Raw genomic sequence first — 23295 nt, 5'->3', positions numbered from 1 at the left:
GGGGGTGGGTTCGCGGGGGGCGGGGAGCAGGAGGGTGGATTCTTCGCTCATGGAAGTCCTTGCGGGTAGTCGAATGTCCACCTGGCATTTTAAGGGTGAGCGATGGGTGGCTTTTTGATGTTGGTCAACGTGGCGGTGGTGGCGGGTTGTGATATGCACGTTCCCCTAGAATTTTCTGCGCCTGTGAGATCGAGCGCTACAGATGCCATGACAAACCCGGCATCCCAAACTTTCGAGGCTCGCGAGCCGATCCTGACACAAAAATCGCAGACAACAAAAAACCCGCACTTGGCGGGTTTCTTGTTGTCGCTTCGGGTAACTTTGCAACCACCAGAAGCTTAAGGTGGTGCCCAGAGACGGAGTCGAACCGCCGACACGAGGATTTTCAATCCTCTGCTCTACCGACTGAGCTATCTGGGCGACGAGGTGAATTAAATAGATTTCCAGACCGTCCGTCAACGACTTTTTGAAAAAATTTTAAATTAATTCCGTCGCTTACGTTTTCTGGGGTCATTCGGCCGGCGGAACGTAGCCTTCCGCCTGGGCATAATCTTCGCCGGCGAAAAACTTGTCCATTTCGGCCTGGAGGAACTTGCGGTCCTCGCCATTCATCATGTTCAGACGCTTTTCGTTGATCAGCATGGTCTGGTGCTTCTGCCAGTCGGCCCAGGCCTTCTGCGAGATGTGATCGAAGATGTCCTGGCCCTTGGCGCCGGGGTAGGGCGGGCGCTCCAGGCCTGGGAGTTCTTCTTTGTACTTGCGGCACATCACGGTGCGGGTCATCGGGCGTCTCCTGCAATCAGTTCGTCGGCCGCGCGTTTGAGCAATTTCTTGACCGGGGCGGCGAGGCCCAGGCGCGGCGGGGTGGCGAGGTTATACCAGAGCCAGTCGGGCTCGGCCACGTGCTGGCCGACCGGGTCGACCCGTACCAGCCAAGGTTCGATCGCCAGCTGGAAATGGCTGAAGGTGTGGGTCAGGCCATCCAGGGCTTGGCTGCCAGCCAGGCGCAGGCCGTGCTGGTAGGCGAGGTCGTCGAGCTGCTCGATGTTCTCAAGCTCCGGCAGGCTCCACAAACCGCCCCACAGGCCGCTGGAAGGGCGACGGTAAAGCAGGATCGCGCCTTCGTGGTTGGCCAGCAGTGGCATCAGCGTCCGGCGTTGCGGCAGCGCCTTGCGTGGCTTGGGCTCTGGGTAGCGGGTTTCTTCGCCGTGCAGGTGCGCTTCGCAGCCACGCTGCAGCGGGCAGATCAGGCAACTGGGCTTGCTGCGGGTACACAGCGTGGCGCCCATGTCCATCATCGCCTGGGTGTAGTGGTTGGCGCGTGTCAGCGGGGTGAAGCGTTCGGCGCTGGCCCACAGCTGGTTGGCCACCTTGGGCTCGCCAGGGTAGCCGGCCTGGGCGGTGTAGCGGGCCAACACGCGCTTGACGTTGCCGTCCAGGATCGGCGCGCGGATGCCCATGCTGATGCTGGCGATGGCACCGGCGGTGGAGCGGCCGATGCCCGGCAGTTCGGTCAGTTGCTCGACGCTGCGCGGAAACTCGCCGCCATGCTGCTCGACGACGATCTTCGCGGCCTTTTGCAGGTTGCGGGCGCGGGTGTAATAGCCCAGGCCCGTCCATAGGTGCAGCACCTCGTCCTCCGGCGCCTCGGCCAGCGCCTGCACAGTGGGCAGGGCCTGCATGAAGCGGTCGAAGTAGTTGAGCACGGTGCTGACCTGGGTCTGCTGCAGCATGATTTCCGACACCCACACCCGGTATGGGGTGATGCCCTGTTGCCAGGGCAGGTCGTGTCGGCCGTGCTCGTCATACCAGTCCAGCACGGCGCTGGAGAACTGCTCGGGGCTCATCGCTTGAACAGCCCCTTGAGCGCGTCTTTTACTTCCGGGCTCACTTTGTCTCCGAGTTTCTCTTCGAGTTTTTCATCGATCTTGTCTTTCAGGCGGTTGCCGGCCAGTTTCGCGGCGACCTTGCCCAGGCCGTCCTGGTCCAGGCGGCAGGCCTTGGCGCCAAGCTCCAGTGGGCCGCGGCAGCGCAGCGGCACTTCAACACCGACATAGCGCTGGTTGACCTGGCAGGCCGGGTCCGGCATGGCACGCTGGTCGCCCTCGACGATCACGCCAACGTTGTAGTCCATGCCCAGTACGCGCAGGTCGACGTCGCCGTGGCCGTTGACGGTCAGGCCCGGGATGCGTGCCTTGAGGTCTGGGTTGCTGGCTACGCCATTGCGCACCACCAGGCTGCCGCGCAGTTCCTGGAAGGGCGTGTCCTTGCCGCGCGGCTCGCCGCTGAGCGCTTTGCGGTTGAGCGTGGCGATGGCCTGGCACAGTTGCTGTTCCAGGTTGGCATTGACCAGCACGCCGTCGTTGATGGTGAAGTTGGCGTTGCCATTGAGGGTATCGACCAGTGCCTTCTGGCTGTTGCCGGTGGCGGTCAGGTCGCTGGTCAGGGTCAGCAGGCCCTTGACCGGTGGCGTCTGCTCCTTGCCCTCGGTCTTGATGAAGTGCTCCACCGGTACCCGGTCGATCTTGGTACTGACGCCAAGTTGCGGCACGGCGGGGCGTACATCGACAGTGCCCTTGGCCTCGAAGGTGCCGTTGTACAGCTCGCCGCGCAGGGTCTGCAGGGTCACCAGGCCGCCTTGGCCGGTGGCCTTGAGCTGGGCGTCCTGAATGGGCAGTTTGTCCAGGGTCAGCGCGCCGAATGCCAGGTCGGCCTGCAGGTCGAGGGCGCGCAGGCGGTCTACCGGCAGCAGCTTGTCGTCACTCCAGGCGACCTGGGTCGGGGCGTTGGGCAGCGGTGAGCTGCCGGCACCGGCCACGGCGCTCGCTTCCTGTTGCTTGACCTCGGCCTGGCGGGCGGCGGTAGCGCCCTTGGCTTCTTCGCTCTTGGCCGGCAGGTAGCGGTCGGCGTCGAAGGTATCGGCCTTGAGTTGCAGGCGCAGGGCTTGCTTGGCGAAGTCTTCGACGGCTACGCGGCCGGTGAAGGTGCTGTCGTCCAGCTTCACCGCCAGGTCGGCCAGGGCCAGGCTGTTTGGTGTGCCCTGCAGGCGGGTGACCAGTTCCAGCTTGGTGAAGGCAGCCGGGTCGTTGGTGGCGGGCAGCGGGTGGCCGACGCCGTCGAGGAAGCTGCGCAGGTCGAACTGGGCGATGGACAGGCCGCCGCTCAGTTGCGGTGCCTTGTCCAGCTCGCGCAGGTTCAGCTCGCCCAGCGCACGCAGCTGGTTGGCCGAAATTTTCAGACCGTTCCACGAGGCCACATTGGCCGCCAGGTCGACCAGCAACTGGCCCTGGGCGGCGAAGGTCATGGTCTTGCCGGCCAGCGGTTCGCCCGAGGTTTCGCCCGACAAGCGCATGTCTTCGAAGTTGTAGCGCTTGAGCTTGCGATCGAAACGCAGCTCGCCGGCAAGCTCGGTGCGTGCCTTGATGTTCGGCTGGCTGGCACTCAGGAATGCACTGGCCTTGAGCGCAATGTTCGCCCCTTCGTGGACCGGGCCGGTGCTCAGCTGGATGCTTTCGGCGCTGTAGCTTTGCCCACTCTTGGCATCGGTGTACTGCACGCGGGCGTTGTTCACGGTCAGGCTGTCGATGTCGAGTTTGACCGCACGCTCGCTGCCGCTTTCGGCTTGTGCCGGTGCCTGCTCGGTCGACGGCTGGGCCGGTGTGGTGGCCGGCGCGTCGTGCTGAGCCGGCAATGGCTTGCCGATGTCTTCCCAGTTGCCGTGGCCGTGTTCGTCACGGGCCAGGGTCAGGTTCAGGCCTTCGACGCGCACATCGCTCATCTGCACCTCGCGGCGCAGCAGCGGCAGCACACGCACCGACAAACCGAGCATCTGCAGGTCGGCAAACGGCTCCTTGGGCTTGTTCAAGGTAGCGATGCTTGCTTCGTGCAGCTCCAGGCCCAGCCACGGGAACAGGCTCCAGCCGATATCACCGTTGAGGGTCAGCTCGACATGAGCTTTGTCGCGCGCCAGCTGGCGAATCTCGTCTTTATAGTCGTTGGGATCGAAGAGGTGGGTCAGGGCGAAGCCCAGCGCCACGATGATCAGCAGCAACCCGAGAAGCCCCAGTCCCAGGATTTTGCCGAACGCTTTCATGGGCGAGTCCTTGTAGTCCAGTTTGAAATTCAGCGGCAGAGTATAGCGCCGCAGTGCTTATATCTGCGTATCCGACAAGAGATACAGGGCATTTACCTACGAATGGCTCAGATTGTGCGGCTTTCGTCAGCCGGCCTCTTCGCGGAGGCAGCCCGCTCCCACAGGATTGGGCGAGCCCGTTCGTACCGTTTCAGCTGCTGAAAAATCCACGATATCAGATTGCTTTCATGCCACCTGATGCTGGTAACCTTGCGCCGTTTTTTGTGTGCCCGCGACCCATTGTCGCGGTTCGCTTGCCCAGTCCAGGCCCAATAACAAAGGATCAAACCCATGAGCAGTACCGTCACGGCGGGCACCTTGGCCGGCGCGCCGAGCTTCCTGTCTAAGGAGCGCATCATCGCCCGCCCGGGCTTCAACCGCTGGCTGGTGCCACCGGCGGCCCTGGCTATCCACTTGTGTATCGGCATGGCCTACGGCTTTTCGGTGTTCTGGTTGCCGCTGTCGCAAGCCATCGGCATCACCGCCCCGGTCGCCTGCTCGGCCGACATGGGCTTCATCGCCCGCCTGTTCAGTGCCGAGTGTGACTGGCCGATTTCGATGCTGAGCTGGATCTACACGCTGTTCTTCGTGTTCCTCGGTTGCTCGGCGGCGGTGCTGGGTGGCTGGCTGGAACACGCCGGGCCGCGCAAGGCCGGGCTGGTATCGGCTGTGTGCTGGTGCGGCGGCATGCTGATTTCGGCGATTGGCGTGGAGACCCATCAGTTGTGGCTGATGTGGCTGGGCTCAGGCGTGATTGGCGGTATCGGCCTGGGCCTGGGTTACATCTCGCCGGTCTCGACCCTGATCAAGTGGTTCCCGGACAAACGCGGCATGGCCACCGGTATGGCGATCATGGGCTTCGGCGGCGGCGCGATGGTAGGTGCACCGCTGGCGACCGCGCTGATGGGCCACTTCGGCAGCACGCAGGATGTTGGCGTATGGCAGAGCTTCGTGGTCATGGCGGCGATCTACTTCGTGTTCATGTCGGCGGGCGCGCTGGGTTACCGCGTGCCACCGACCGGCTGGAAGCCCGAGGGCTGGACGGCGCCGGCGAAAAAGGCCGGCAATGGCATGGTCACCGACCGCCATGTGCACGTCAGCGTTGCCTGGAAAACCCCGCAGTTCGCACTGGTGTGGTTGGTGCTGTGCCTGAACGTCTCGGCGGGCATCGGTATTCTCGGCATGGCGTCGCCGCTGTTGCAGGAAGTGTTCGCCGGCAAGTTGTTGGGCAACGAACTGCGTTTCAGTGAGTTGAATGCCGCGCAGCTGGCGCAGATTGCAGCGATCGCCGCGGGCTTCACCGGCTTGCTGAGCCTGTTCAACATCGGCGGGCGCTTCTTCTGGGCGTCGTTCTCTGACTACATTGGGCGCAAAAACACCTACTTCGCCTTCTTCGCCCTGGGCGTTGGCCTCTACAGCCTGGTGCCGAACATGGGCCACCTGGGCAACGTGGCGCTGTTCGTGGCGGCGTTCTGCATCATCCTGTCGATGTACGGCGGTGGCTTTGCCACGGTGCCGGCGTACCTGGCCGACCTGTTCGGCACACAGATGGTCGGTGCGATTCATGGGCGCCTGCTGACCGCCTGGGCGGCGGCGGGTGTGCTTGGGCCGGTGCTGATCACCTACCTGCGTGAGTCTCAGCTGGCGGCGGGCGTGGAACGGGCGGCGGCTTACGACATGACCCTTTACATCCTCTCTGGGCTGCTGGTGCTGGGGTTCATCTGCAACATGCTGATTAGGCCGGTGGCAGACAAGTACTTCATGAGCGACGCGCAACTGGCTGCCGAACGTGCGTTGAGCCATGACAAGGGCGCTGATGGTGCGCGGTCGCTGGAGTGGCATGCGGCGCCTGGGAGCTTGCCGTGGGTACTGCTGGCTTGGGCGGCGGTGTTAGTGCCGTTGGCGTGGGGCGTGTGGATTACCCTGCAGAAGACGGCTGTGCTGTTCCATTGAGGGTGGGCCTGGGGCTGCAAAGCAGCCCCGGGATCCCTGCTTGTATAGACCTGTAACAGCATCCAGCCCCCGCAATTGCTTGCCCTGCCATATGTCATCCGCGTTTCAAGCTGGCGCGTTCTGGGCCTATAATGGACCCCTTTTCGCCCTATGATTTTGCGGAGCTGGTGATGGTCGAACGTAAGGCTTCCGTCGAGCGCAATACCCTGGAAACCCAGGTAAAGGCCTCGATCAACCTAGATGGCAGCGGCAAGGCCCGATTTGATATCGGTGTGCCTTTCCTTGAACACATGCTCGACCAGATCGCCCGGCATGGGCTGATCGATCTGGACATCGAGTGCAAGGGTGACCTGCACATCGACGATCACCATACCGTCGAAGACGTCGGTATCACCCTGGGCCAGGCATTCGCCCAGGCCATCGGTGACAAGAAAGGCATCCGCCGCTACGGCCACGCCTATGTCCCGCTGGATGAAGCGCTGTCGCGCGTGGTCATCGATTTTTCCGGCCGCCCAGGCCTGCAGATGCATGTGCCGTTCACCCGCGCCAGCGTCGGCGGCTTCGATGTCGACCTGTTCCAGGAGTTCTTCCAGGGCTTCGTCAACCACGCCTTGGTGAGCCTGCACATCGACAACCTGCGTGGCCACAACACCCACCACCAGATCGAGACCGTGTTCAAGGCCTTCGGTCGCGCCCTGCGCATGGCCGTGGAGCTGGACGAGCGCATGGCCGGGCAGATGCCTTCCACCAAGGGATGCCTGTAAATGCAGACGGTAGCCGTAATCGACTATGGCATGGGCAACCTGCACTCGGTGGCCAAGGCACTCGAGCACGTCGGTGCTGGCAAAGTCCTGGTTACCAGCGACGCTGCGGTGATCCGCGAGGCCGACCGTGTGGTGTTCCCTGGCGTGGGTGCGATACGCGACTGCATGGCCGAAATCCGCCGCCTGGGCTTTGACAGCCTGGTGCGCGAGGTCAGCCAGGACCGCCCGTTCCTGGGCATCTGTGTCGGCATGCAAGCGCTGCTCGAACACAGCGAAGAAAACAACGGCGTCGACTGCATCGGCCTGTTCCCCGGCCAGGTGCGTTTCTTCGGCAAGGGCCTGCAAGAAGATGGCGAGCACCTGAAGGTGCCGCACATGGGCTGGAACGAAGTCAGCCAGACCATCCATCACCCGTTGTGGCACGACATCCCTGACCGCGCGCGCTTCTACTTCGTGCACAGCTACTACATCGATGCTGGCAAGCCGGCCCAGGTGGTCGGTCGCGGCCACTATGGCGTCGACTTCGCCGCCGCGCTGGCCGACGGTTCGCGCTTTGCCGTGCAGTTCCACCCGGAGAAGAGCCATACCCATGGCCTGCAGTTGCTGCAGAACTTCGTCGCCTGGGACGGGCGCTGGTAAATGAGCAGAGCGAAGACCAAGGCCCCGGTCATCACCCTGGCCGCCGAGCAGGAGCGCGAGGCGCTCGACACCCTCAAGCGCTTTCTCGAAGACCGTTTCGAGTTGCAGCTGGGCTCGTTCGAAGTGGCCGAGGTCCTCGACCTGTTCAGCAAAGAGATTGCACCCCATTACTACAACAGGGCGATTGCCGATGTTCAGCTGCACCTCAAGGAGCGGTTCGAGAGCATCGAGAGCGACCTGTGGGCACTCGAGAAGCCCTGAAACCCAACAAATAGACAGGTTCCCAAGATGCTGATTATCCCCGCTATCGATCTGAAGGACGGTGCTTGCGTGCGCCTGCGCCAGGGCCGCATGGAAGACTCCACGGTATTTTCCGACGACCCGGTGAGCATGGCCGCCAAGTGGGTCGAGGGTGGCTGCCGCCGCCTGCACCTGGTCGACCTCAACGGCGCCTTCGAAGGCCAGCCGGTCAACGGCGAAGTGGTGACCGCCATCGCCAAACGTTACCCGACCCTGCCGATCCAGATCGGCGGCGGCATCCGCTCGCTGGAAACCATCGAGCACTACGTCAAGGCGGGTGTCAGCTACGTCATCATCGGCACCAAGGCGGTCAAGCAGCCAGCGTTCGTTGCCGAGGCCTGCAAGGCGTTCCCGGGCAAGGTCATCGTTGGCCTGGACGCCAAGGACGGCTTCGTTGCCACCGACGGCTGGGCTGAAGTCAGCACTGTTCAGGTCATCGACCTGGCCAAGCGCTTCGAGGCCGATGGTGTGTCGGCGATCGTCTATACCGACATCGCCAAGGACGGCATGATGCAGGGCTGCAACGTGCCCTTCACCAAAGCCCTGGCCGAAGCCACGCGCATTCCGGTGATCGCGTCCGGCGGCATCCACAACTTGGGCGATATCAAGGCCCTGCTGGACGCCAAGGCCCCAGGCATCATCGGCGCCATCACCGGCCGTGCCATCTACGAAGGCACCCTCGATGTCGCCGAGGCCCAGGCCTTCTGCGACAACTATTAAGCGCAGCGGCAAGCTGTAAGCTCTAAGCCGCAAGAGAAAGGCCAGACCGCGATAGGCTGTTCTCTTGCAGCTCGAAGCTCGAAGCTCGAAGCTGCCGTTCCAGGAGAAGTCATGGCTTTAGCTAAACGCATCATCCCTTGCCTGGACGTGGACAACGGCCGTGTGGTCAAGGGCGTCAAGTTCGAGAACATCCGTGATGCCGGCGACCCGGTGGAAATCGCCCGTCGCTACAACGAGCAGGGTGCCGACGAAATCACCTTCCTCGACATCACCGCCAGCGTCGATGGCCGCGATACCACGCTGCATACCGTCGAGCGCATGGCCAGCCAGGTGTTCATCCCGCTGACCGTGGGCGGTGGCGTGCGCACTGTGCAGGACATCCGTAACCTGCTCAACGCCGGTGCCGACAAGGTCTCGATCAACACCGCCGCAGTGTTCAACCCGGAGTTCGTGGGCGAGGCGGCAGACCGTTTCGGTTCGCAGTGCATCGTGGTCGCCATCGATGCCAAGAAGGTGTCCGCACCCGGTGAAGCACCGCGCTGGGAAATCTTCACCCACGGCGGGCGCAAGCCGACCGGGTTGGATGCCGTGGCGTGGGCGAAGAAGATGGAAGGCCTGGGTGCCGGCGAGATCCTGCTGACCAGCATGGACCAGGACGGCATGAAGAACGGCTTTGACCTGGGGGTTACCCGGGCCATCAGCGATGCGCTGGGGATTCCGGTGATTGCTTCGGGTGGGGTGGGTAACCTGCAGCACCTGGCTGACGGGATTGTGGAAGGGCATGCCAGTGCGGTGCTGGCGGCCAGTATCTTCCACTTTGGCGAGTACACGGTGCCGGAGGCCAAGGCCTACATGGCTTCGCGCGGGATCGTCGTTCGCTGATCCATTGATTGGGGCTGCTTTGCAGCCCATTCGCTGTGCAAGCCCGCTCCCACAGGTTCATGAGCAGCGCAGTCTGTAGGCGCGGCCTTGCGTCGCGAAAGGGCCGCACAGCGGCCCCAACAGCATCACCCGTGGTTCTTGCCCAACAACGCGTGATAAAGCTCGGTATCCCCAAGAATCCCCACCACCTTGTCGTTATCCTGCAGCACCAGCTTGTTGCCCGTCTGATAACGAATCTGCAGCGCCTCACGCATGCCGATATCGGCGTGCACCACCGTAGGCCTGCGCTCCAGCAGTTCTACATTCTGCCCTGGCGCCCAATTCTGCATATCCAGGCCGTTCTGGCCTTGGCGTGCACGTTTGAGCAAGCCGCCTTCGCCAATGTCCAGCCATGAGTCGATACCCGGGTCCAGGCACACCGACCCATTGACCCGTTTGCAGTTGTCCAGGCTGCGCATCAGGCTGCGCCCGCACAGCACGTTGAGCGGGTTGGTGTGGGCAACGAAGGTGCGCACATAGTCGTCCGCGGGGTTGAGTACGATCTCCTCGGGCTTGCTGTACTGGATGATCCGGCCGTCCTTCATGATCGCGATACGGCTGCCCAGTTTCAGCGCTTCGTCCAGGTCGTGGCTGACGAACACGATGGTCTTGTTCAGCTTGCGTTGCAGCTCCAGCAGTTCGTCCTGCAGGCCCTGGCGGATCAGCGGGTCGAGCGCCGAGAACGGTTCGTCCATCAGCAGGATGTCGGCATCCATCGCCAGCGCCCGGGCCAGGCCCACACGCTGCTGCATGCCACCCGACAGCTCATCGGGCTTCTTGTTGCGCCACTGGGTCAGGCCCACCAGTTCGAGCTTCTCGTCAACCAGCTTGCGCCGCTCCTTCTCTGGGCGGCCCTGCATCTCCAGGCCAAAGCTGATGTTCTCGCGCACGGTCAGCCAGGGCATCAGGGCGAACTTCTGGAACACCATGGCGATGCGCTTGGTACGCATCATCTTCAGCTCTGCCGGGGTGCAGTGGGCAATGTCGATGTGCTTGCCTTCATGCTCGACGAACAGCTTGCCGCGGCTGACGGTGTTCAGGCCGTTGATGCAGCGCAGCAGGCTCGACTTGCCCGAACCGGACAAACCCATGAGCACGCAGATCTCGCCTTTCTCGATGTCCAGGTTGGCTTTTTCGACACCCACCACCAGGCCGGTCTGCTTGAGGATCTGCTCACGGGTCTTGCCCTGGTCGAGCAGCGAAAGCGCCTCGCGCGGTTTGTTGGAGAAGATGACGTCGACGTCTTCGAAACGAATGATGCTCATGCTTCACCCCTTACCGTGACTTCCGGTTGCTTGCAGATACGGTCGAGCATGATCGCCAGCAGCACGATCGCCAGGCCCGCTTCGAAGCCCAGGGAGATATCGGCGGTGTTCAGTGCGTTGACCACAGGTTTGCCCAGGCCATCGGCGCCCACCAGGGCCGCGATCACCACCATCGACAGCGACAGCATGATGCACTGGGTCACACCGGCGGCGATGCTCGGCATCGCGTGCGGCAGTTCGATGCGGGTCAGCAGCTGGCGACGCGAGCAGCCAAAGGCCTTGCCGGCGTCGAGCAGCTCTTGTGGCACATCGCAGATGCCCAGGTAGGTGAGGCGAATCGGCGCGGCAATGGCGAACACCACCGTCGAGATCAGCCCTGGGACCACGCCCAGGCCGAACAGGGTCAGGGTCGGGATCAGGTAAACGAAGGTGGGCACCGTCTGCATCAGGTCGAGCACCGGGCGCATGGCGGTATAGAACATCGGTTTATGCGCGGCGAGGATGCCCAGCGGCACACCGAAGGCCACGCAGACCACCGTGGCAAATGTCACCTGCGCCAGGGTTTCCATGGTCTCCTGCCAGTAGCCCAGGTTGAGGATCAGCAGGAACGACAGGGCGACGAATGCGGTCAGCGCCCACTTGCGCTGGATGAGGTGCGCCAGGGCGGCGAATAGGGCGATGAGGACGAATGGGTTGAACCAGGTCAGGGCGCTGGTGACGCCATGAATCATGAACTCCAGGCCTTGCGCGATGGCGTCGAAGTAATCGGCGCCATTCTGGGTCAGCCATTCGACGAACGACGCGATGTACTGGCCCAGGGGTATTTTCTGATCGATAAGCATGATAGCGAGCTTCCACCTGCAAAGATTGAAATCAGTCCGGGGCGGGCACGGTCCCGCCCCGAGGTAGCGCTATTGCGTGGTTCGTTATTGCGCGAGCTTGGCCTTGGCCGCCTCAAGGCCGGGTTTGCCATCAACGGTGGTCACGCCGGCCAGCCAGGTATCCAGCTTGCCGGGGTTGTCTTTGAGCCACTTCTTGGCGGCTGCTTCGGGTTTCATCTTGTCGTCCAGGACATAGCCCATCATGGTGCTTTCATCCTTGAGCTCGAACGACAGGTTCTTGAGCAGTTGGCCAACGTTGCTGCATTCCTGCACATAGCCCTTGCGGGTGTTGGTCAATACGGTTGCCTTGCCGAAATCGGGGCCAAAGTAGTCGTCCCCGCCGGTCAGGTACTGCATCTTGAAGCGGGTGTTCATCGGGTGCGGTTCCCAGCCCAGGAACACCAACGGCTCGCCACGTTTCTGCGCCCGGTCAACCTGCGACAGCATGCCTGCTTCGCTGGATTGCACGATCTTGAAACCGGCGTCCTTCAGGCCGAAGGCGTTCTTGTCGATCATGCTCTGGATGGTGCGGTTGCCGTCGTTGCCCGGTTCGATGCCGTAGATCTTGCCGTCCAGTTCCTGCTTGAACTTGGGGATGTCGGCAAAATCCTTCAGGCCCTTGTCATACAGCGCCTGGGGCACGGCCAGGGTGTACTTGGCGTTTTCCAGGTTGGCGCGCACGGTCTCGACGGTGCCGGCGTCGCGGTACTGCTTGATGTCGTTCTCCATGGTCGGCATCCAGTTGCCGAGGAACACGTCCAGGTCCTTGCCGGTGGCCAGCGACTTGTAGGTCACCGGTACCGAGATCATGGTGGTGTGGGTCTTGTAACCCAGGGCTTCGAGCACAACGCTTGTGGTGGCTGTCGTCACGGTGATGTCGGTCCAGCCGACATCGGAAAAACGTACCGTCTGGCACTGCTCAGGCTCGGCGGCCTGGGCCAGTATCGGTGCGGACAACAACGCAACCAGCAACAGCGAGGGTGAACCTTTCATGGATGGACTCCTGAGATTTTGTCTTCGGGTTCGCATGGGTCGCCGGGCTTTCTGAAGGTCCGGTCGACCAGGCCTGCAGAGGGCAGGTTGCGTGGCCGTGCTTTACGAGTCGCTTTCGATAATCCTCCAGCGCCGGGCAATCGCCTACTGGTGGGGTCGTATCCAGTACGCAACGGGTCGTATCCAGTACAGGCGATGTCGCATATGGATTTTTCCACCCCCTCGGCCGCGTTTTTGCGTCACCCGGCCACTGGAAAGCGGCGTAATGGTGGCAGCACCTCAGGTAAAAACAGCGCGGCGCAGCTGGACAAAAGTACGTCGGTTGCAGACGGCGAGGGGGTAGGCAAAAGCCCGATGATGCGTGCATTCATGGCGGCTCGCAGCTTCAGCCTAGCAGTTGCCCCGCCCTGCGCATGGCGCGCAGAGACAAGCCCAGCAAGAGGTGATTCGACAATGGCCATCAGCGTGTTCGACCTGTTCAAGATCGGTGTCGGGCCTTCCAGCTCCCACACCGTCGGCCCCATGCGTGCAGGCGCTCTGTTTGTCCAGGGGCTGCGTGAGCGCGGCGAACTGGAACAGGTCAAGCGCATCGAGGTGCGGCTCTACGGTTCACTCTCGGCCACCGGCATCGGCCACGGTACCGACAACGCCACCATCATGGGCCTGATGGGCGACTGGCCTGACGCTATCGACCCGACCCAGATCGTCCCACGCATTGCCGACCTGCGCGAAACCAACACCCTGCTGCTGGACGGCCGGCTGCCCATCGAGTTCGTCTGGGCCCGCGACATGCTGCTGCTGGACGAGAACCTGCCGTACCACCCCAATGCCATGACCCTGGTCGCCGAGGGCGCGCAGGGCGAGCTGCACCGTGACACCTACTACTCGGTAGGGGGCGGTTTCGTGGTGGATGCCGCCCAGGCCGCCAGTGGCGTGCTGGACGCCGACCAGACGGTGTTGCCTTACGATTTCAACAGCGCCGCCGAGCTGCTGCGGCTGTGCAAGCAAAACGACCTCAGCGTGTCGCAATTGATGATGGCCAACGAGAAGGTCTGGCGCACCGAGGCAGAGATCCACGCCGGCCTGCGCACGCTCTGGCAAGCCATGCAGGACTGCGTCAGCAACGGCTTGAAGTACGAAGGCACGCTGCCCGGCGGCCTCAACGTACGCCGCCGCGCCGCCAAGCTGCACCGCAGTTTGCAGGAGGTCGGCAAACCTAATGTGATCGGCTCGACGCTGAGCGCCATGGAGTGGGTCAACCTGTTCGCCCTGGCGGTCAACGAAGAGAACGCCGCCGGCGGGCGCATGGTCACCGCGCCCACCAACGGGGCGGCCGGCATCATCCCGGCAGTGTTGCACTACTACATGCGCTTCAGTGATGCGGTGGATGAGTCGAGTGTGACCGACTTCTTCCTCGGGGCCGCAGCCGTGGGCATCCTGTGCAAGAAGAACGCTTCGATTTCCGGTGCCGAAGTCGGCTGCCAGGGCGAGGTCGGTTCAGCGTGCGCCATGGCTGCTGCAGGCCTTGCCCAAGTGTTGGGGGCCACGCCGGCACAACTGGAAAACGCCGCCGAAATCGCCCTGGAACACAACCTTGGGCTGACCTGCGACCCGGTCGGTGGCCTGGTGCAGGTGCCGTGCATCGAGCGCAACGCGATTGCTGCGGTGAAGGCAATCAACGCGGTGCAGATGGCCCTGCGCGGCGACGGCGAACACTTCATTTCGCTCGACCAGGTGATCCGCACCATGCGCGATACGGGCGCCGACATGCACGACAAGTACAAAGAGACTTCGCGTGGTGGCCTGGCCGTCAGCGCGATCGAATGCTGATGCGCTAATCTCGCTCTGATGGCAGCACGACGCCCCGTTATGGGGCGTTTGTGTATGACCGGCCGTCAGATGTCGCGATGAGTGTGGGCATTGTCGGTGACACTTAAGAGTGTCGTTTCTGGGCAACCCCCGGGGCATCTGTCACCAAAGTGCTCAGCAGTTACACGTAGCACGCCTAGCACGCCGGTTCTGGAAGTTTGACCGGCGTGATCGAAGGGCCTGATTTGCCTGATGAAGGCGTCGTTTTCAGGTTTTTTCGGATAGCCGTTCAAGTTCCGGCACGGCGTTTGCGTTGTGTTTGGTTACAAGCCCCTGCAACACGAAACAGGGGCCATAACAAGAAATCAGTGCCCGCCTGAGGCACACCCTGCATTTGTGTGAGGAGAAATCGCGATGACGTCGTACACCTCCGGGACCCCAACCCAGAACCGCACAGCCCCCCAGTCCATCGGGTTTCTTCTACTGGACAACTTCACCCTCATTTCCCTGGCATCGGCCGTCGAGCCGCTGCGCATGGCCAACCAGCTTTCTGGCCGCGAGCTTTATCGCTGGCACACCCTGACCGTCGATGGCGGCCAGGTCTGGGCCAGCGATGGCCTGCAGATCACCCCCGATGCGGCCATGCACAGCGCACCGCCAATCGACACGGTGATCGTCTGCGGTGGCGTCGGCATTCAGCGCACCGTCACCCGTGAACACGTCACCTGGCTACAGGCGCAGGCCCGTCAGTCGCGTCGCCTGGGCGCCGTGTGCACCGGCAGTTGGGCACTGGCCTGCGCCGGGCTGCTCGACGGTTTCGATTGCAGCGTGCACTGGGAATGCCTGGCGGCCATGCAGGAGGCCTACCCGCGGGTGAACATGAGCACCCGTTTGTTCACCCTCGACCGTAACCGCTTCACCAGCTCTGGCGGCACCGCGCCGCTGGACATGATGCTGCACCTGATCAGCCGCGATCACGGCCGTGAGCTGTCGGCGGCGATTTCCGAGATGTTCGTCTACGAGCGCATTCGCAATGAGCAGGATCACCAGCGTGTGCCGCTCAAGCACATGCTCGGCACCAACCAGCCGAAGCTGCAGGAAATCGTCGCGCTGATGGAGGCCAACCTCGAAGAGCCGATCGACCTCGACGAATTGGCAGTGTATGTGGCGGTGTCGCGGCGCCAGCTCGAGCGGTTGTTCCAGAAGTACCTGCACTGCTCGCCGTCGCGCTACTACCTGAAGCTGCGCCTGATCCGCGCACGGCAGTTGCTCAAGCAGACGCCGATGTCGATCATCGAAGTGGCTTCGGTGTGCGGCTTTGTCTCCACGCCGCACTTCTCCAAGTGCTACCGCGAGTACTTTGGCATCCCGCCGCGTGATGAGCGCGTGGGCTCCAACACGGCCCAGCAGGTAGCGATGATGCCGATCCCGCAGGCCTTGACCTTGGCACCGCATAGCGGCCCGTTGGCGGCTTTGAGCCAGGCGCGCAACGAGTCGACGTTTGCCAGTGTAAGGCTCTGATACGACACCGGCCCCTTCGCGTCGAATCGCCGCGAAGGGGCCGGTAGAGACCCTGCAAAGTGAGGTTTCAGCCCCGGTTGTTGAAGCTCGCCAAGGCTGGCAATAGCTGTTTATCGATCGCCTGGCGCACCGCCGGCAGGATCGTCGCGCTCCCGGTATACATCTGCTCGACCATGCCCTTCAGCGCCCGTGCATTAGGCTCGGTCAAACCGCGCACCACCGCCTCGCAAGCCTGCTCGGCACTGGCCCCGGCGGGAATCTCGAAACCGCGCGCGCGCAAGTGGCCGGCGAGGTCGTCCTGATCAATCAAATCCGCATGCATCATGGCTGTTGTCCCTTTTATCGCTAAGAGAGTGCTGCTGTGATTTACGACCGATTCTGTGTCCCCTGCGACAGGGCCGCAACCACAGAATGTCGGCATGACTGCTTTGGCTAAGAACAGGTCGTTTACGGCTAAATCTCCCCGCCATGAAGTGCGCACACTCAAGCCATCTACCGCAACGGAGGGTTTGGTCACCCTCGCTCGTTCACAGTGGATGTTGCTCGCTCTTGGCCCCGGATGCTCACGGCTTTCCGGGGTTATTTTTTTCCAGCGACCTGACAAATTTGCTAGTTGTCGGGCCCGCCGAATACCCCCTAAATGTTGCCAACTCTCACGCATCGAGGTGGCGTCATGAACACAGGGTTTTGTGCAGCTTTGTTAATGGTGCTGAGTACTTCGTTATTGGCAGGCTGCGTTTCTTCTTCCGCTCCGATCACGACGCCCGAAACCCAGTCCCCTCTGTTGTTCGAAGTGGCCTCAGACGATCTGCAAACGCTCCAGAAGGCACCTGGCATCTATCCCTCTCTGGCCATGTTGCTGAACGACCCGTCTACTCAGCAAGTCCAAGCCATCAAGGTCAATGCTTCCTTGATATCCGCCCACACCAGGACGTTGCGCGTTCCGGTGGGCAACGACAAGACGATAGAGTTCACGTTGAGGCGTGCTGATCCGCCAGCCCCAGGTATGTCGGGTTGGGTAGGTGATGTGTCAACGCAACGCAGTCAGGCTGCCACTTCCAGCTCGGGTGTCGATTTTGACCCTTTCACCTGGATATCTCTGGTCCGTCAGGGTGATCAACTGGTCGGCACCTTGCGTGTGGACGGGCAGCTGTATCGTTTGGAGTCTGTGGGGGCTGGGCATCATGTTTTGGTCAAGGTAGATGAGGCCAAATTGCCGCCTGAAACCGATGCTACTGCAAACTTGGATAATCGGGTTCTGGGTGAGTCCGTGGGCAAGCCGGCGCAATCAGCGCACAGCGTAATTCGTGTGCTTTTTTTCACCACCAATGAGCGCCGCAGGGTAACGCCCACCTACAGAGCGCAATTGGCGCAGGGCATGCAGAACGCAAATCAGGCGATGATCAATTCTCGGGTTCCGATTACCTTTGAAATTGCAGGCTTTATTGACCCCGATTACGCCGAAGGCACTAAAACGGGGGGAGAGCAGTTTGCAGACTTCAGGATCGCCGGTCGTGAATTGAACCGACAGGTTGTGACCGCACGCGAACGCCTCCGTGCCGATTTGGTAAGTTTATATACGTCTTACGCCGGGACAGGTGGCGAAGTCGCCGGCGGCGGTTACTCTATCGTAGGTCACCCGCAGGTACTGGCTCATGAATTCGGTCACCATTTGGGGGCTGGGCATGGTTGGGGGGGCAACCCAGGCGCTGGCTACAATCATGGTTATGCTCATGACAATCCGAAATTTCATACGATCATGGTGACGACCTGGGGCGCAATTCCCTATTTTTCCAACCCCAGGCTTTATTACGACGGCGTGAGGATGGGGACGTTCGAACATCATGATGTCGCACGGGTTTTCAACGAGCGCAGAGAAGCGGTCGAGAATACCTATCCGCCGATGCCGGTCGTTGACGTTCAGGTAACCGTATTTGATAACTTTAATATGCAAGGTGACAGTTGCGCGTTCGCGTTACCTGCAGGGGTCCGTACCACGTTAATTGCGAACGCCTGTGGCTTGGCTTGGAATTACAAGGTTCGTTCGCTCAGCGTGCGCAACTTCACGCCGGGAAAGACCCTGCGGGTCGGTAACGCGTTCGCCTGGCATACCTATGTGAGTCACTATTATATAGGTGACTTCGATATTCGTTCACTCTCCAGGGATGGCCAGGAGGTCCCGGAGGGGATGGACATCGTGCCCTACCCTAATGACCTGCAGCGCAAAGTGACGCGGATTGAACTCCTGGAAGGCAGGGCTTCCAAGTGAGTCCACACGCGCCGTGTCCGGCAGGCCACACTTCAATCACGCCGCGACCTTCGCGGTAATAGCGCCCTTACAAGTGTATGGCTCTACCGACAAAATCAGCAGGGGGGGCATCGTGTTGTTGCCCTACCAGGGTATGTAGTGAAGCAATGCTGTTATCGCCAAAAGGGGCCGCTTTCGGCCCCGCCAGGTCCACATGCAACAGCATCTGCTCGCTGGCCGCCAACGCCTCGTCAAACCCCGCCCTGTGCAAGCTGTGGTACAGGTGCAGGCGCTTTTTATCGAAGCCGATGATCTGCGTCTGCACCCATACGTCGGTACCGAGCTTTACCTCATGCAGGTAATTGATGTGCGCTTCGAGTGTGAACAATGAATGCCCACTTTGGCCTCGCGCATCGGCGTCCAGGCCGATGTGCTCCATCAGCGCATCGGTGGCATAGCTGAAGATCAACAGGTAATAGGCATCGCGCAGGTGCCCGTTGTAATCGACCCAGTCCTCCTGGACTGGGGTGCGGTAGGTGATCAGTGCGGGCATTGCTTGCTCCTCAATCGCCAAAGGCCATGCCATGTGCGGCCTTGCTGGTCTTCACTGCCTCCAGCACTGCCAGCAGGGTGTCATCACGATAGCGCTCCAGCGCGGCGATGCTGCGCTCGCCTAACTGCTCCGAGGTACCGTCCACTACATCGTCGATCAGTTTGTCGGTCAGCTCCGGTGCCGGCAGGTAGGTCCACGGCAGTTGCAGGGCGGGGCCGAACTGGGCCATGAAGTGACGCATGCCGGCGTCGCCACCGGCCAGGGTGTAGGTCAGGAAGGTGCCCATGAACGACCAGCGCAGGCCGGCGCCAAAGCGGATGGCATCGTCGATCTCGCCGGTGGTCGCCACGCCGTCGTTGACCAGGTGCAGCGCCTCGCGCCACAGCGCTTCGAGCAGGCGGTCGGCGATAAAACCGGGCACTTCCTTGCGCACATGCAGCGGGCGCATGCCCAGGGCGGTGTAGATGGTTTTCGCCGCCTCGATCGCCTCTGGCGCGGTGTCGCGGCCACCGACGATTTCTACCAATGGCAGCAGGTACACCGGGTTGAACGGGTGGCCGACCACGCAACGTTCGGGGTGGGTCGAGGACTCATAGAATTCGCTGGGTAGCAGCCCCGAAGTACTGGAGCCGATGATCGCGTTCGGCTTGGCCGCCGCGCTGATCTTGGCGTGCAGGTCGAGCTTGAGGTCCAGGCGTTCTGGGGCGCTTTCCTGGATGAAATCGGCATCGCGCACGCACGCCTCGATGGTGCTGACGAACTTCAATCGATCTTGCGATGCACCCGGTGCCAGGCCTTGTTTTTCCAGCGCCGGCCAGGCGTTGGCGATGCGTTGGCGCAGGGCCTGTTCGGCGCCCGGTGCCGGGTCCCAGGCGACCACATCGAGCCCGTGGGCGAGGGCGCGGGCAACCCAGCCGCTGCCGATCACGCCACTGCCCAGGGCGGCGAAGGTGTTGATCTTGGTGATGAATGGCATATCGGTCTCCAGAGCGGATCAGCGGCGTTCGAGGTTCATTTTTGCCCGGCCCTCGGCCGGGGTCAGGACACGGGCGCCGAGGCGGGAGATGATCTCCACCGCGCGTTCGACCAGTTGGCCGTTGCTGGCCAGTACGCCGCGGTCCAGGTACAGGTTGTCTTCCAGCCCAACGCGCACGTTGCCGCCGAGCAGCACGGCCTGGGCCGCCATCGGCATCTGCATGCGGCCGATGCCGAAGCCGGCCCAAGTGACGTTGGCGGGCAGGTTGTCGACCATGGCCTTCATGGTCGTGGTGTCTGCCGGTGCGCCCCACGGGATGCCCAGGCACAGCTGGAACAACGGGTCTTCGAGCAAGCCTTCCTTGATCATCTGCTTGGCGAACCACAGGTGGCCGGTGTCGAAGATTTCCAGTTCGGCCTTCACCCCCAGTTCGGTAATGCGCTTGGCCCCAGCGCGCAGCTGCGCAGGGGTGGAAACATAAATGGAATTGCCATCGCCGAAGTTGAGCGTGCCGCAGTCGAGCGTGCAGATTTCCGGTAGCAGGGCTTCGACATGGGCCAGGCGTTCCAGCGGGCCGATCAGATCGGTGCCAGGGCCAAATTCCATGGGCGATTCGCCCGGGCCGATTTCCAGGTCGCCGCCCATGCCGGCGGTGAGGTTGACGATGATGTCCACGTCGGCTTCGCGGATGCGTTCCATGACTTCGCGGTAGAGGTTCACGTCGCGGCTGAAGCGACCGGTTTGCGGGTCGCGGACGTGGCAGTGGACCACGGTGGCGCCGGCTTTTGCGGCTTCTACGGCGGACTCGGCGATCTGTTTGGGCGTGACCGGGACCAGGTGGCTTTTGGCGGCGGTGTCGCCGGCGCCGGTGAGGGCGCAGGTGATGATGACGTCGTGGTTCATGGCGGTTCCTTGTTATATCTGGGTAACAGGATCTCTGTAGGAGCGGCCTTGTGTCGCGAAAGGGCTGCGTAGCAGCCCCAGGGTCTATGCGGCGTGCAGAATCCTGGGGCCGCTTTGCGGCCCTTTCGCGACACAAGGCCGCTCCTACACCGACCGGTTTGACCTGTCAGTGGGGGCTATCGGCGAGAAAGGGCCGCATCAGTTGGCAGTAAGCTTGAGGTTGTCCGCCGCCGGCTTGCCGTCGAAGGTGGTCACACCCTCAAGCCAGCGGGCCTTGTCTTCAGGGTGGTCCTTGAGCCACTGGCGGGCCGACGCCAGTGCATCCTTGTGGTCGAGCAGCGGTTGCATCATGCGGCTCTCGTCCTCGGCGCTGAACGTCAGGTTGGCCAGCAGGCGGTGGGCGTTGGGGCAGCGCTCGGCGTAGTCCGGCGCGGTCACCGTCCACACCGTGGCCCGGCCTTCGTCAGGGCCGAGGGCGCCTTGGCTCTCACCCAGGTAGGCCATGTCGATATTCACGTTCATCGGGTGCGGCGCCCAGCCGAAAAACACCACCGCCTCCTTGCGCCGCACGGCGCGGTCGACCGCAGCGAGCATGCCGGCTTCGCTGGACTCGACCAGCTGGAACTTGCCCAGGCCGAACTGGTTCTTGGCGATCATCGCCTTGATCTGGGTATTGGCGCCCGAGCCCGGCTCGATGCCGTAGATTTTTCCACCCAGCTCCTTTTCGAACTTGTGGATGTCGGCGAAGTTCTTCAAACCCTTGTCGGCCAGGTATTTGGGCACTGCCAGGGTTGCCCGGGCATCTTCCAGGCTCGGCTTGTCGAGCACCTTCACCTGCTTGGCGTCGATGAACGGGGTGATGGTCTGGGTCATGATCGGGTTCCAGTAACCCAGGAACATATCCAGGCGTTTGTCGCGGATACCGGCAAAGATGATCTGCTGCGAAGCGCTGGTCTGCTTGGTCTGGTAACCCAGGCCGTCGAGCAGCACCTGGGCCATGGCGCTGGTGGCGATGACGTCGGTCCAGTTGACCACGCCCAGGCGCACGTTCTGGCAGGCGGCGGGCTCGGCGGCAAAAAGCGGGGTAGAGGCGATGCTGCTCACGGCAAGGGTCAACAGGCTGCGGCGGATCAAGCTGTGCATGGTGGCTCTCCATCGGCAGTGCATATTGTTATGGTGGGCGGCCTCTGCGGACCGTTTGCTTAAACTACGCCGCTGGCGGGGTGGAAAATCGCACCCTGGCGACCAACACTTGCACCCTGGCGACCACCTCTCTTGTGGAGCATTCAATGGCGGATACCATTCACTTCCTGCTGCTGCCGGGGTTCTCGGCGATGGGCTTCATCAGTGCCCTGGAGCCGCTGCGCGTGGCCAACCGCTTTCGCGGCCCGTTGTATCGCTGGTGCGTGCTCAGCCTGGACGGCGGGGCGGTGCAGGCCAGCAATGGGATGTCGGTGAACGCCGATGCGGCGCTGGGCGCTGGTGAGGCGGGCGCCATTGTGCTGATCGTCGCCGGTTTCGAGCCGTTGGCCTGCTTCGGCCCGCCACTGCAGCAGGCGCTACGCCGTCTGGATCACGAAGGGGTCATCCTTGGCGGTATCGATACCGGTGCGGTGGTGCTGGCCGAGGCCGGCCTGCTCGACGGCCACCGGGCCACGGTGCACTGGGAGGCGCTGGAAGCCTTCAAGGAGCGCTACCCGAGCCTGCAGGCGACCCAGGAGCTGTTCGAGATCGACCGGCGGCGTATCACCTGTGCCGGCGGCACTGCCTCGATCGACCTGATGCTCGACCTGATTGCGCAGGCACACGGCAGTGAGTTGGCGGTGCAGGTGTCGGAGCAGTTCGTGCTCGGGCGTATCCGCCCGCGACAGGACCACCAGCGCATGCAGATCGCCAGCCGTTATGGCATCAGCAACAAGAAGCTGGTGAAGGTGATCGGCGAGATGGAGCGCAACACCGAGCAGCCGCTCAATACCCAACTGCTGGCCGATGCCGTGCAGGTGACGCGGCGCCAGTTGGAGCGGCTGTTTCGCCTGCACCTGGATGACACGCCCAGTGGCTTTTACCTGCGCTTGCGGCTGGACAAGGCGCGGCAGCTGTTGCGCCAGACCGACATGAGCGTGCTGGAGGTGGGGGTGGCGTGCGGGTTCGAGTCGGCGTCGTACTTTACCCGCTGTTACCGCGCGCGGTACCAGCGCTGCCCGCGGGAGGATCGGTTGGCCCGGGTGGTTTGAGGGTTGTCATACCGGCCTTTTCGCGGGGCAGGTTTACTGCTGGCCAACGGACTGCAAATACTCCGACCGGTCATCACTGCGCTGCGCCACGCAGGTATTCCACGCTGCCTCGAACGCTTTGCTGCCAGGCTTTTCGGCATAGGTCTCGACCTTGCAATCAGCATCGCGCAGCTGCGCCCACAGCTTTTCTGCCGCCTCCATGCGCCCGACCAAGGCGGTGGCCTGGTCGGCTTCGTCGGCATACTGGTCGCGAATGCGCTGGGTCAGGTCATCGTAAGCCGACTTCAGCTCACGCTCGGCGGTCTGCTTGTTGAACGCCGCACACGCGTAGCTCTGCTGGTCGGTCTCGACGTTGTCGCAGGGGGTGCTCTCTTCCTCACCGGCCTGGGCGCCCGAAACGACGGCCAGCAGTACCAGCCATGCCATTGATTTCATCCTTTTCTCCTCAACAGGCTGACGAATCGCAGGGATTCTCGCTCAGCC

22 protein-coding genes and 1 tRNA gene are annotated in these 23295 nt (G+C 62.4%); 10 read left to right on the top strand and 13 right to left on the bottom strand.

Annotated features, from left to right (window positions below):
• Positions 1-344 precede the first annotated feature (344 nt).
• From HU770_RS25290 to HU770_RS25275, 4 genes are all read right to left on the bottom strand, one after another.
• Positions 345-420 (bottom strand) — tRNA-Phe (locus HU770_RS25290).
• A 90-nt stretch (positions 421-510) separates the two neighbouring features.
• The gene (locus HU770_RS25285) at positions 511-783 is read right to left on the bottom strand and encodes an oxidative damage protection protein (protein ID WP_033703186.1); all 273 of its coding nucleotides are present in this window, start codon (positions 781-783) and stop codon (positions 511-513) included.
• Positions 780-1847 carry an A/G-specific adenine glycosylase gene (gene mutY, locus HU770_RS25280; protein ID WP_033703185.1) on the bottom strand — a complete coding sequence of 356 codons (1068 nt, stop codon included), beginning with the start codon at positions 1845-1847 and terminating at the stop codon, positions 780-782. The genes HU770_RS25285 and mutY overlap by 4 nt, the downstream gene beginning before the upstream one ends.
• Entirely contained in the window at positions 1844-4093 is a 2250-nt protein-coding gene (locus tag HU770_RS25275; protein WP_186666178.1) for an AsmA family protein, read from the bottom strand. Before HU770_RS25275 ends, mutY begins: the two co-directional genes overlap by 4 nt.
• A 330-nt stretch (positions 4094-4423) precedes the next feature.
• Between HU770_RS25275 and HU770_RS25270 the strand changes: the two genes are divergently transcribed.
• The 6 genes from HU770_RS25270 to hisF all read left to right on the top strand — a co-directional run bounded on the left by HU770_RS25270 (position 4424) and on the right by hisF (position 9390).
• Positions 4424-6085 (top strand): OFA family MFS transporter, encoded by a 1662-nt coding sequence (locus HU770_RS25270; RefSeq protein ID WP_186666169.1) that lies wholly within the window; start codon positions 4424-4426, stop codon positions 6083-6085.
• 170 nt (positions 6086-6255) lie between these two features.
• Positions 6256-6849 carry an imidazoleglycerol-phosphate dehydratase HisB gene (gene hisB, locus HU770_RS25265; RefSeq protein ID WP_186666167.1) on the top strand — a complete coding sequence of 198 codons (594 nt, stop codon included), beginning with the start codon at positions 6256-6258 and terminating at the stop codon, positions 6847-6849.
• A complete protein-coding gene (hisH, locus tag HU770_RS25260; protein ID WP_033703182.1) occupies positions 6850-7488 on the top strand; it encodes an imidazole glycerol phosphate synthase subunit HisH in 639 nt (212 codons plus the stop codon). It begins immediately after the preceding gene.
• Positions 7489-7749 (top strand): DUF2164 domain-containing protein, encoded by a 261-nt coding sequence (locus HU770_RS25255; RefSeq protein WP_033703181.1) that lies wholly within the window; start codon positions 7489-7491, stop codon positions 7747-7749.
• A 27-nt stretch (positions 7750-7776) separates the two neighbouring features.
• Entirely contained in the window at positions 7777-8508 is a 732-nt protein-coding gene (gene hisA, locus HU770_RS25250) for a 1-(5-phosphoribosyl)-5-[(5-phosphoribosylamino)methylideneamino]imidazole-4-carboxamide isomerase (protein WP_033703180.1), read from the top strand.
• Between the two features lie 111 nt (positions 8509-8619).
• Positions 8620-9390, top strand: coding sequence for an imidazole glycerol phosphate synthase subunit HisF (gene hisF, locus HU770_RS25245; protein ID WP_186661414.1), 771 nt, complete (start codon positions 8620-8622; stop codon positions 9388-9390).
• Between the two features lie 125 nt (positions 9391-9515).
• Here the strand turns inward: hisF and choV are convergent, their stop codons facing one another.
• The 3 genes from choV to HU770_RS25230 form a co-directional block, all read right to left on the bottom strand.
• Positions 9516-10694, bottom strand: coding sequence for a choline ABC transporter ATP-binding protein (gene choV / locus HU770_RS25240; protein WP_033703178.1), 1179 nt, complete (start codon positions 10692-10694; stop codon positions 9516-9518).
• Complete coding sequence (gene choW / locus HU770_RS25235; RefSeq protein ID WP_177326490.1) at positions 10691-11539, bottom strand: choline ABC transporter permease subunit; 849 nt, start codon at positions 11537-11539, stop codon at positions 10691-10693. Before choW ends, choV begins: the two co-directional genes overlap by 4 nt.
• An 81-nt stretch (positions 11540-11620) precedes the next feature.
• Positions 11621-12568 carry a choline ABC transporter substrate-binding protein gene (locus HU770_RS25230; RefSeq protein WP_186661415.1) on the bottom strand — a complete coding sequence of 316 codons (948 nt, stop codon included), beginning with the start codon at positions 12566-12568 and terminating at the stop codon, positions 11621-11623.
• Between the two features lie 453 nt (positions 12569-13021).
• On the opposite strand from HU770_RS25230, the gene HU770_RS25225 reads away from it, so the two are divergent.
• Entirely contained in the window at positions 13022-14398 is a 1377-nt protein-coding gene (locus HU770_RS25225) for an L-serine ammonia-lyase (RefSeq protein WP_186661418.1), read from the top strand.
• A gap of 393 nt (positions 14399-14791) precedes the next feature.
• Positions 14792-15898, top strand: a complete 1107-nt coding sequence (locus HU770_RS25220; RefSeq protein ID WP_033703174.1) for a GlxA family transcriptional regulator — start codon at positions 14792-14794, stop codon at positions 15896-15898.
• A gap of 67 nt (positions 15899-15965) precedes the next feature.
• Here the strand turns inward: HU770_RS25220 and HU770_RS25215 are convergent, their stop codons facing one another.
• Positions 15966-16223 (bottom strand): hypothetical protein, encoded by a 258-nt coding sequence (locus HU770_RS25215; protein ID WP_033703173.1) that lies wholly within the window; start codon positions 16221-16223, stop codon positions 15966-15968.
• 348 nt (positions 16224-16571) lie between these two features.
• On the opposite strand from HU770_RS25215, the gene HU770_RS25210 reads away from it, so the two are divergent.
• The gene (locus HU770_RS25210; protein WP_186666164.1) at positions 16572-18167 is read left to right on the top strand and encodes a reprolysin-like metallopeptidase; all 1596 of its coding nucleotides are present in this window, start codon (positions 16572-16574) and stop codon (positions 18165-18167) included.
• Positions 18168-18234: 67 nt separating this feature from the next.
• Here the strand turns inward: HU770_RS25210 and HU770_RS25205 are convergent, their stop codons facing one another.
• From HU770_RS25205 to choX, 4 genes are all read right to left on the bottom strand, one after another.
• Positions 18235-18699: a thioesterase family protein gene (locus tag HU770_RS25205; protein ID WP_156311255.1), complete on the bottom strand. Its 465-nt coding sequence runs from the start codon at positions 18697-18699 to the stop codon at positions 18235-18237.
• A gap of 10 nt (positions 18700-18709) precedes the next feature.
• Positions 18710-19675 (bottom strand): L-carnitine dehydrogenase, encoded by a 966-nt coding sequence (locus HU770_RS25200; RefSeq protein ID WP_033703169.1) that lies wholly within the window; start codon positions 19673-19675, stop codon positions 18710-18712.
• A gap of 18 nt (positions 19676-19693) precedes the next feature.
• A complete protein-coding gene (locus HU770_RS25195; RefSeq protein WP_047582960.1) occupies positions 19694-20578 on the bottom strand; it encodes a 3-keto-5-aminohexanoate cleavage protein in 885 nt (294 codons plus the stop codon).
• Positions 20579-20776: 198 nt separating this feature from the next.
• A complete protein-coding gene (gene choX / locus HU770_RS25190) occupies positions 20777-21721 on the bottom strand; it encodes a choline ABC transporter substrate-binding protein (RefSeq protein WP_186661422.1) in 945 nt (314 codons plus the stop codon).
• Positions 21722-21867: 146 nt separating this feature from the next.
• Here choX and HU770_RS25185 point away from each other — a divergent pair, with 146 nt between their 5' ends.
• The gene (locus tag HU770_RS25185; RefSeq protein ID WP_186666162.1) at positions 21868-22812 is read left to right on the top strand and encodes a GlxA family transcriptional regulator; all 945 of its coding nucleotides are present in this window, start codon (positions 21868-21870) and stop codon (positions 22810-22812) included.
• Between the two features lie 33 nt (positions 22813-22845).
• Here HU770_RS25185 and HU770_RS25180 read toward each other — a convergent pair whose 3' ends face one another.
• Positions 22846-23247, bottom strand: a complete 402-nt coding sequence (locus tag HU770_RS25180) for a lysozyme inhibitor LprI family protein (protein WP_186661426.1) — start codon at positions 23245-23247, stop codon at positions 22846-22848.
• Between the last annotated feature and the right edge of the window lie 48 nt (positions 23248-23295).

The organism is Pseudomonas sp. SWRI68 (assembly GCF_014269165.1).
Classification (GTDB): Bacteria; Pseudomonadota; Gammaproteobacteria; order Pseudomonadales; family Pseudomonadaceae; genus Aquipseudomonas; species Aquipseudomonas capeferrum.
Note: the sequence above shows the minus strand (reverse complement) of the source record. Positions and strands in the feature narration are given on the sequence as shown.

Bases quoted from the DNA above. Each gene is read 5' to 3' on its own strand.
- HU770_RS25285 (WP_033703186.1), bottom strand. From the start codon at position 783: ATGACCCGCACCGTGATGTGCCGCAAGTACAAAGAAGAACTCCCAGGC.
- mutY (WP_033703185.1), bottom strand. From the start codon at position 1,847: ATGAGCCCCGAGCAGTTCTCCAGCGCCGTGCTGGACTGGTATGACGAG.
- HU770_RS25275 (WP_186666178.1), bottom strand. From the start codon at position 4,093: ATGAAAGCGTTCGGCAAAATCCTGGGACTGGGGCTTCTCGGGTTGCTG.
- HU770_RS25270 (WP_186666169.1), top strand. From the start codon at position 4,424: ATGAGCAGTACCGTCACGGCGGGCACCTTGGCCGGCGCGCCGAGCTTC.
- hisB (WP_186666167.1), top strand. From the start codon at position 6,256: ATGGTCGAACGTAAGGCTTCCGTCGAGCGCAATACCCTGGAAACCCAG.
- hisH (WP_033703182.1), top strand. From the start codon at position 6,850: ATGCAGACGGTAGCCGTAATCGACTATGGCATGGGCAACCTGCACTCG.
- HU770_RS25255 (WP_033703181.1), top strand. From the start codon at position 7,489: ATGAGCAGAGCGAAGACCAAGGCCCCGGTCATCACCCTGGCCGCCGAG.
- hisA (WP_033703180.1), top strand. From the start codon at position 7,777: ATGCTGATTATCCCCGCTATCGATCTGAAGGACGGTGCTTGCGTGCGC.
- hisF (WP_186661414.1), top strand. From the start codon at position 8,620: ATGGCTTTAGCTAAACGCATCATCCCTTGCCTGGACGTGGACAACGGC.
- choV (WP_033703178.1), bottom strand. From the start codon at position 10,694: ATGAGCATCATTCGTTTCGAAGACGTCGACGTCATCTTCTCCAACAAA.
- HU770_RS25230 (WP_186661415.1), bottom strand. From the start codon at position 12,568: ATGAAAGGTTCACCCTCGCTGTTGCTGGTTGCGTTGTTGTCCGCACCG.
- HU770_RS25225 (WP_186661418.1), top strand. From the start codon at position 13,022: ATGGCCATCAGCGTGTTCGACCTGTTCAAGATCGGTGTCGGGCCTTCC.
- HU770_RS25220 (WP_033703174.1), top strand. From the start codon at position 14,792: ATGACGTCGTACACCTCCGGGACCCCAACCCAGAACCGCACAGCCCCC.
- HU770_RS25215 (WP_033703173.1), bottom strand. From the start codon at position 16,223: ATGATGCATGCGGATTTGATTGATCAGGACGACCTCGCCGGCCACTTG.
- HU770_RS25210 (WP_186666164.1), top strand. From the start codon at position 16,572: ATGAACACAGGGTTTTGTGCAGCTTTGTTAATGGTGCTGAGTACTTCG.
- HU770_RS25205 (WP_156311255.1), bottom strand. From the start codon at position 18,699: ATGCCCGCACTGATCACCTACCGCACCCCAGTCCAGGAGGACTGGGTC.
- HU770_RS25200 (WP_033703169.1), bottom strand. From the start codon at position 19,675: ATGCCATTCATCACCAAGATCAACACCTTCGCCGCCCTGGGCAGTGGC.
- HU770_RS25195 (WP_047582960.1), bottom strand. From the start codon at position 20,578: ATGAACCACGACGTCATCATCACCTGCGCCCTCACCGGCGCCGGCGAC.
- choX (WP_186661422.1), bottom strand. From the start codon at position 21,721: ATGCACAGCTTGATCCGCCGCAGCCTGTTGACCCTTGCCGTGAGCAGC.
- HU770_RS25185 (WP_186666162.1), top strand. From the start codon at position 21,868: ATGGCGGATACCATTCACTTCCTGCTGCTGCCGGGGTTCTCGGCGATG.
- HU770_RS25180 (WP_186661426.1), bottom strand. From the start codon at position 23,247: ATGAAATCAATGGCATGGCTGGTACTGCTGGCCGTCGTTTCGGGCGCC.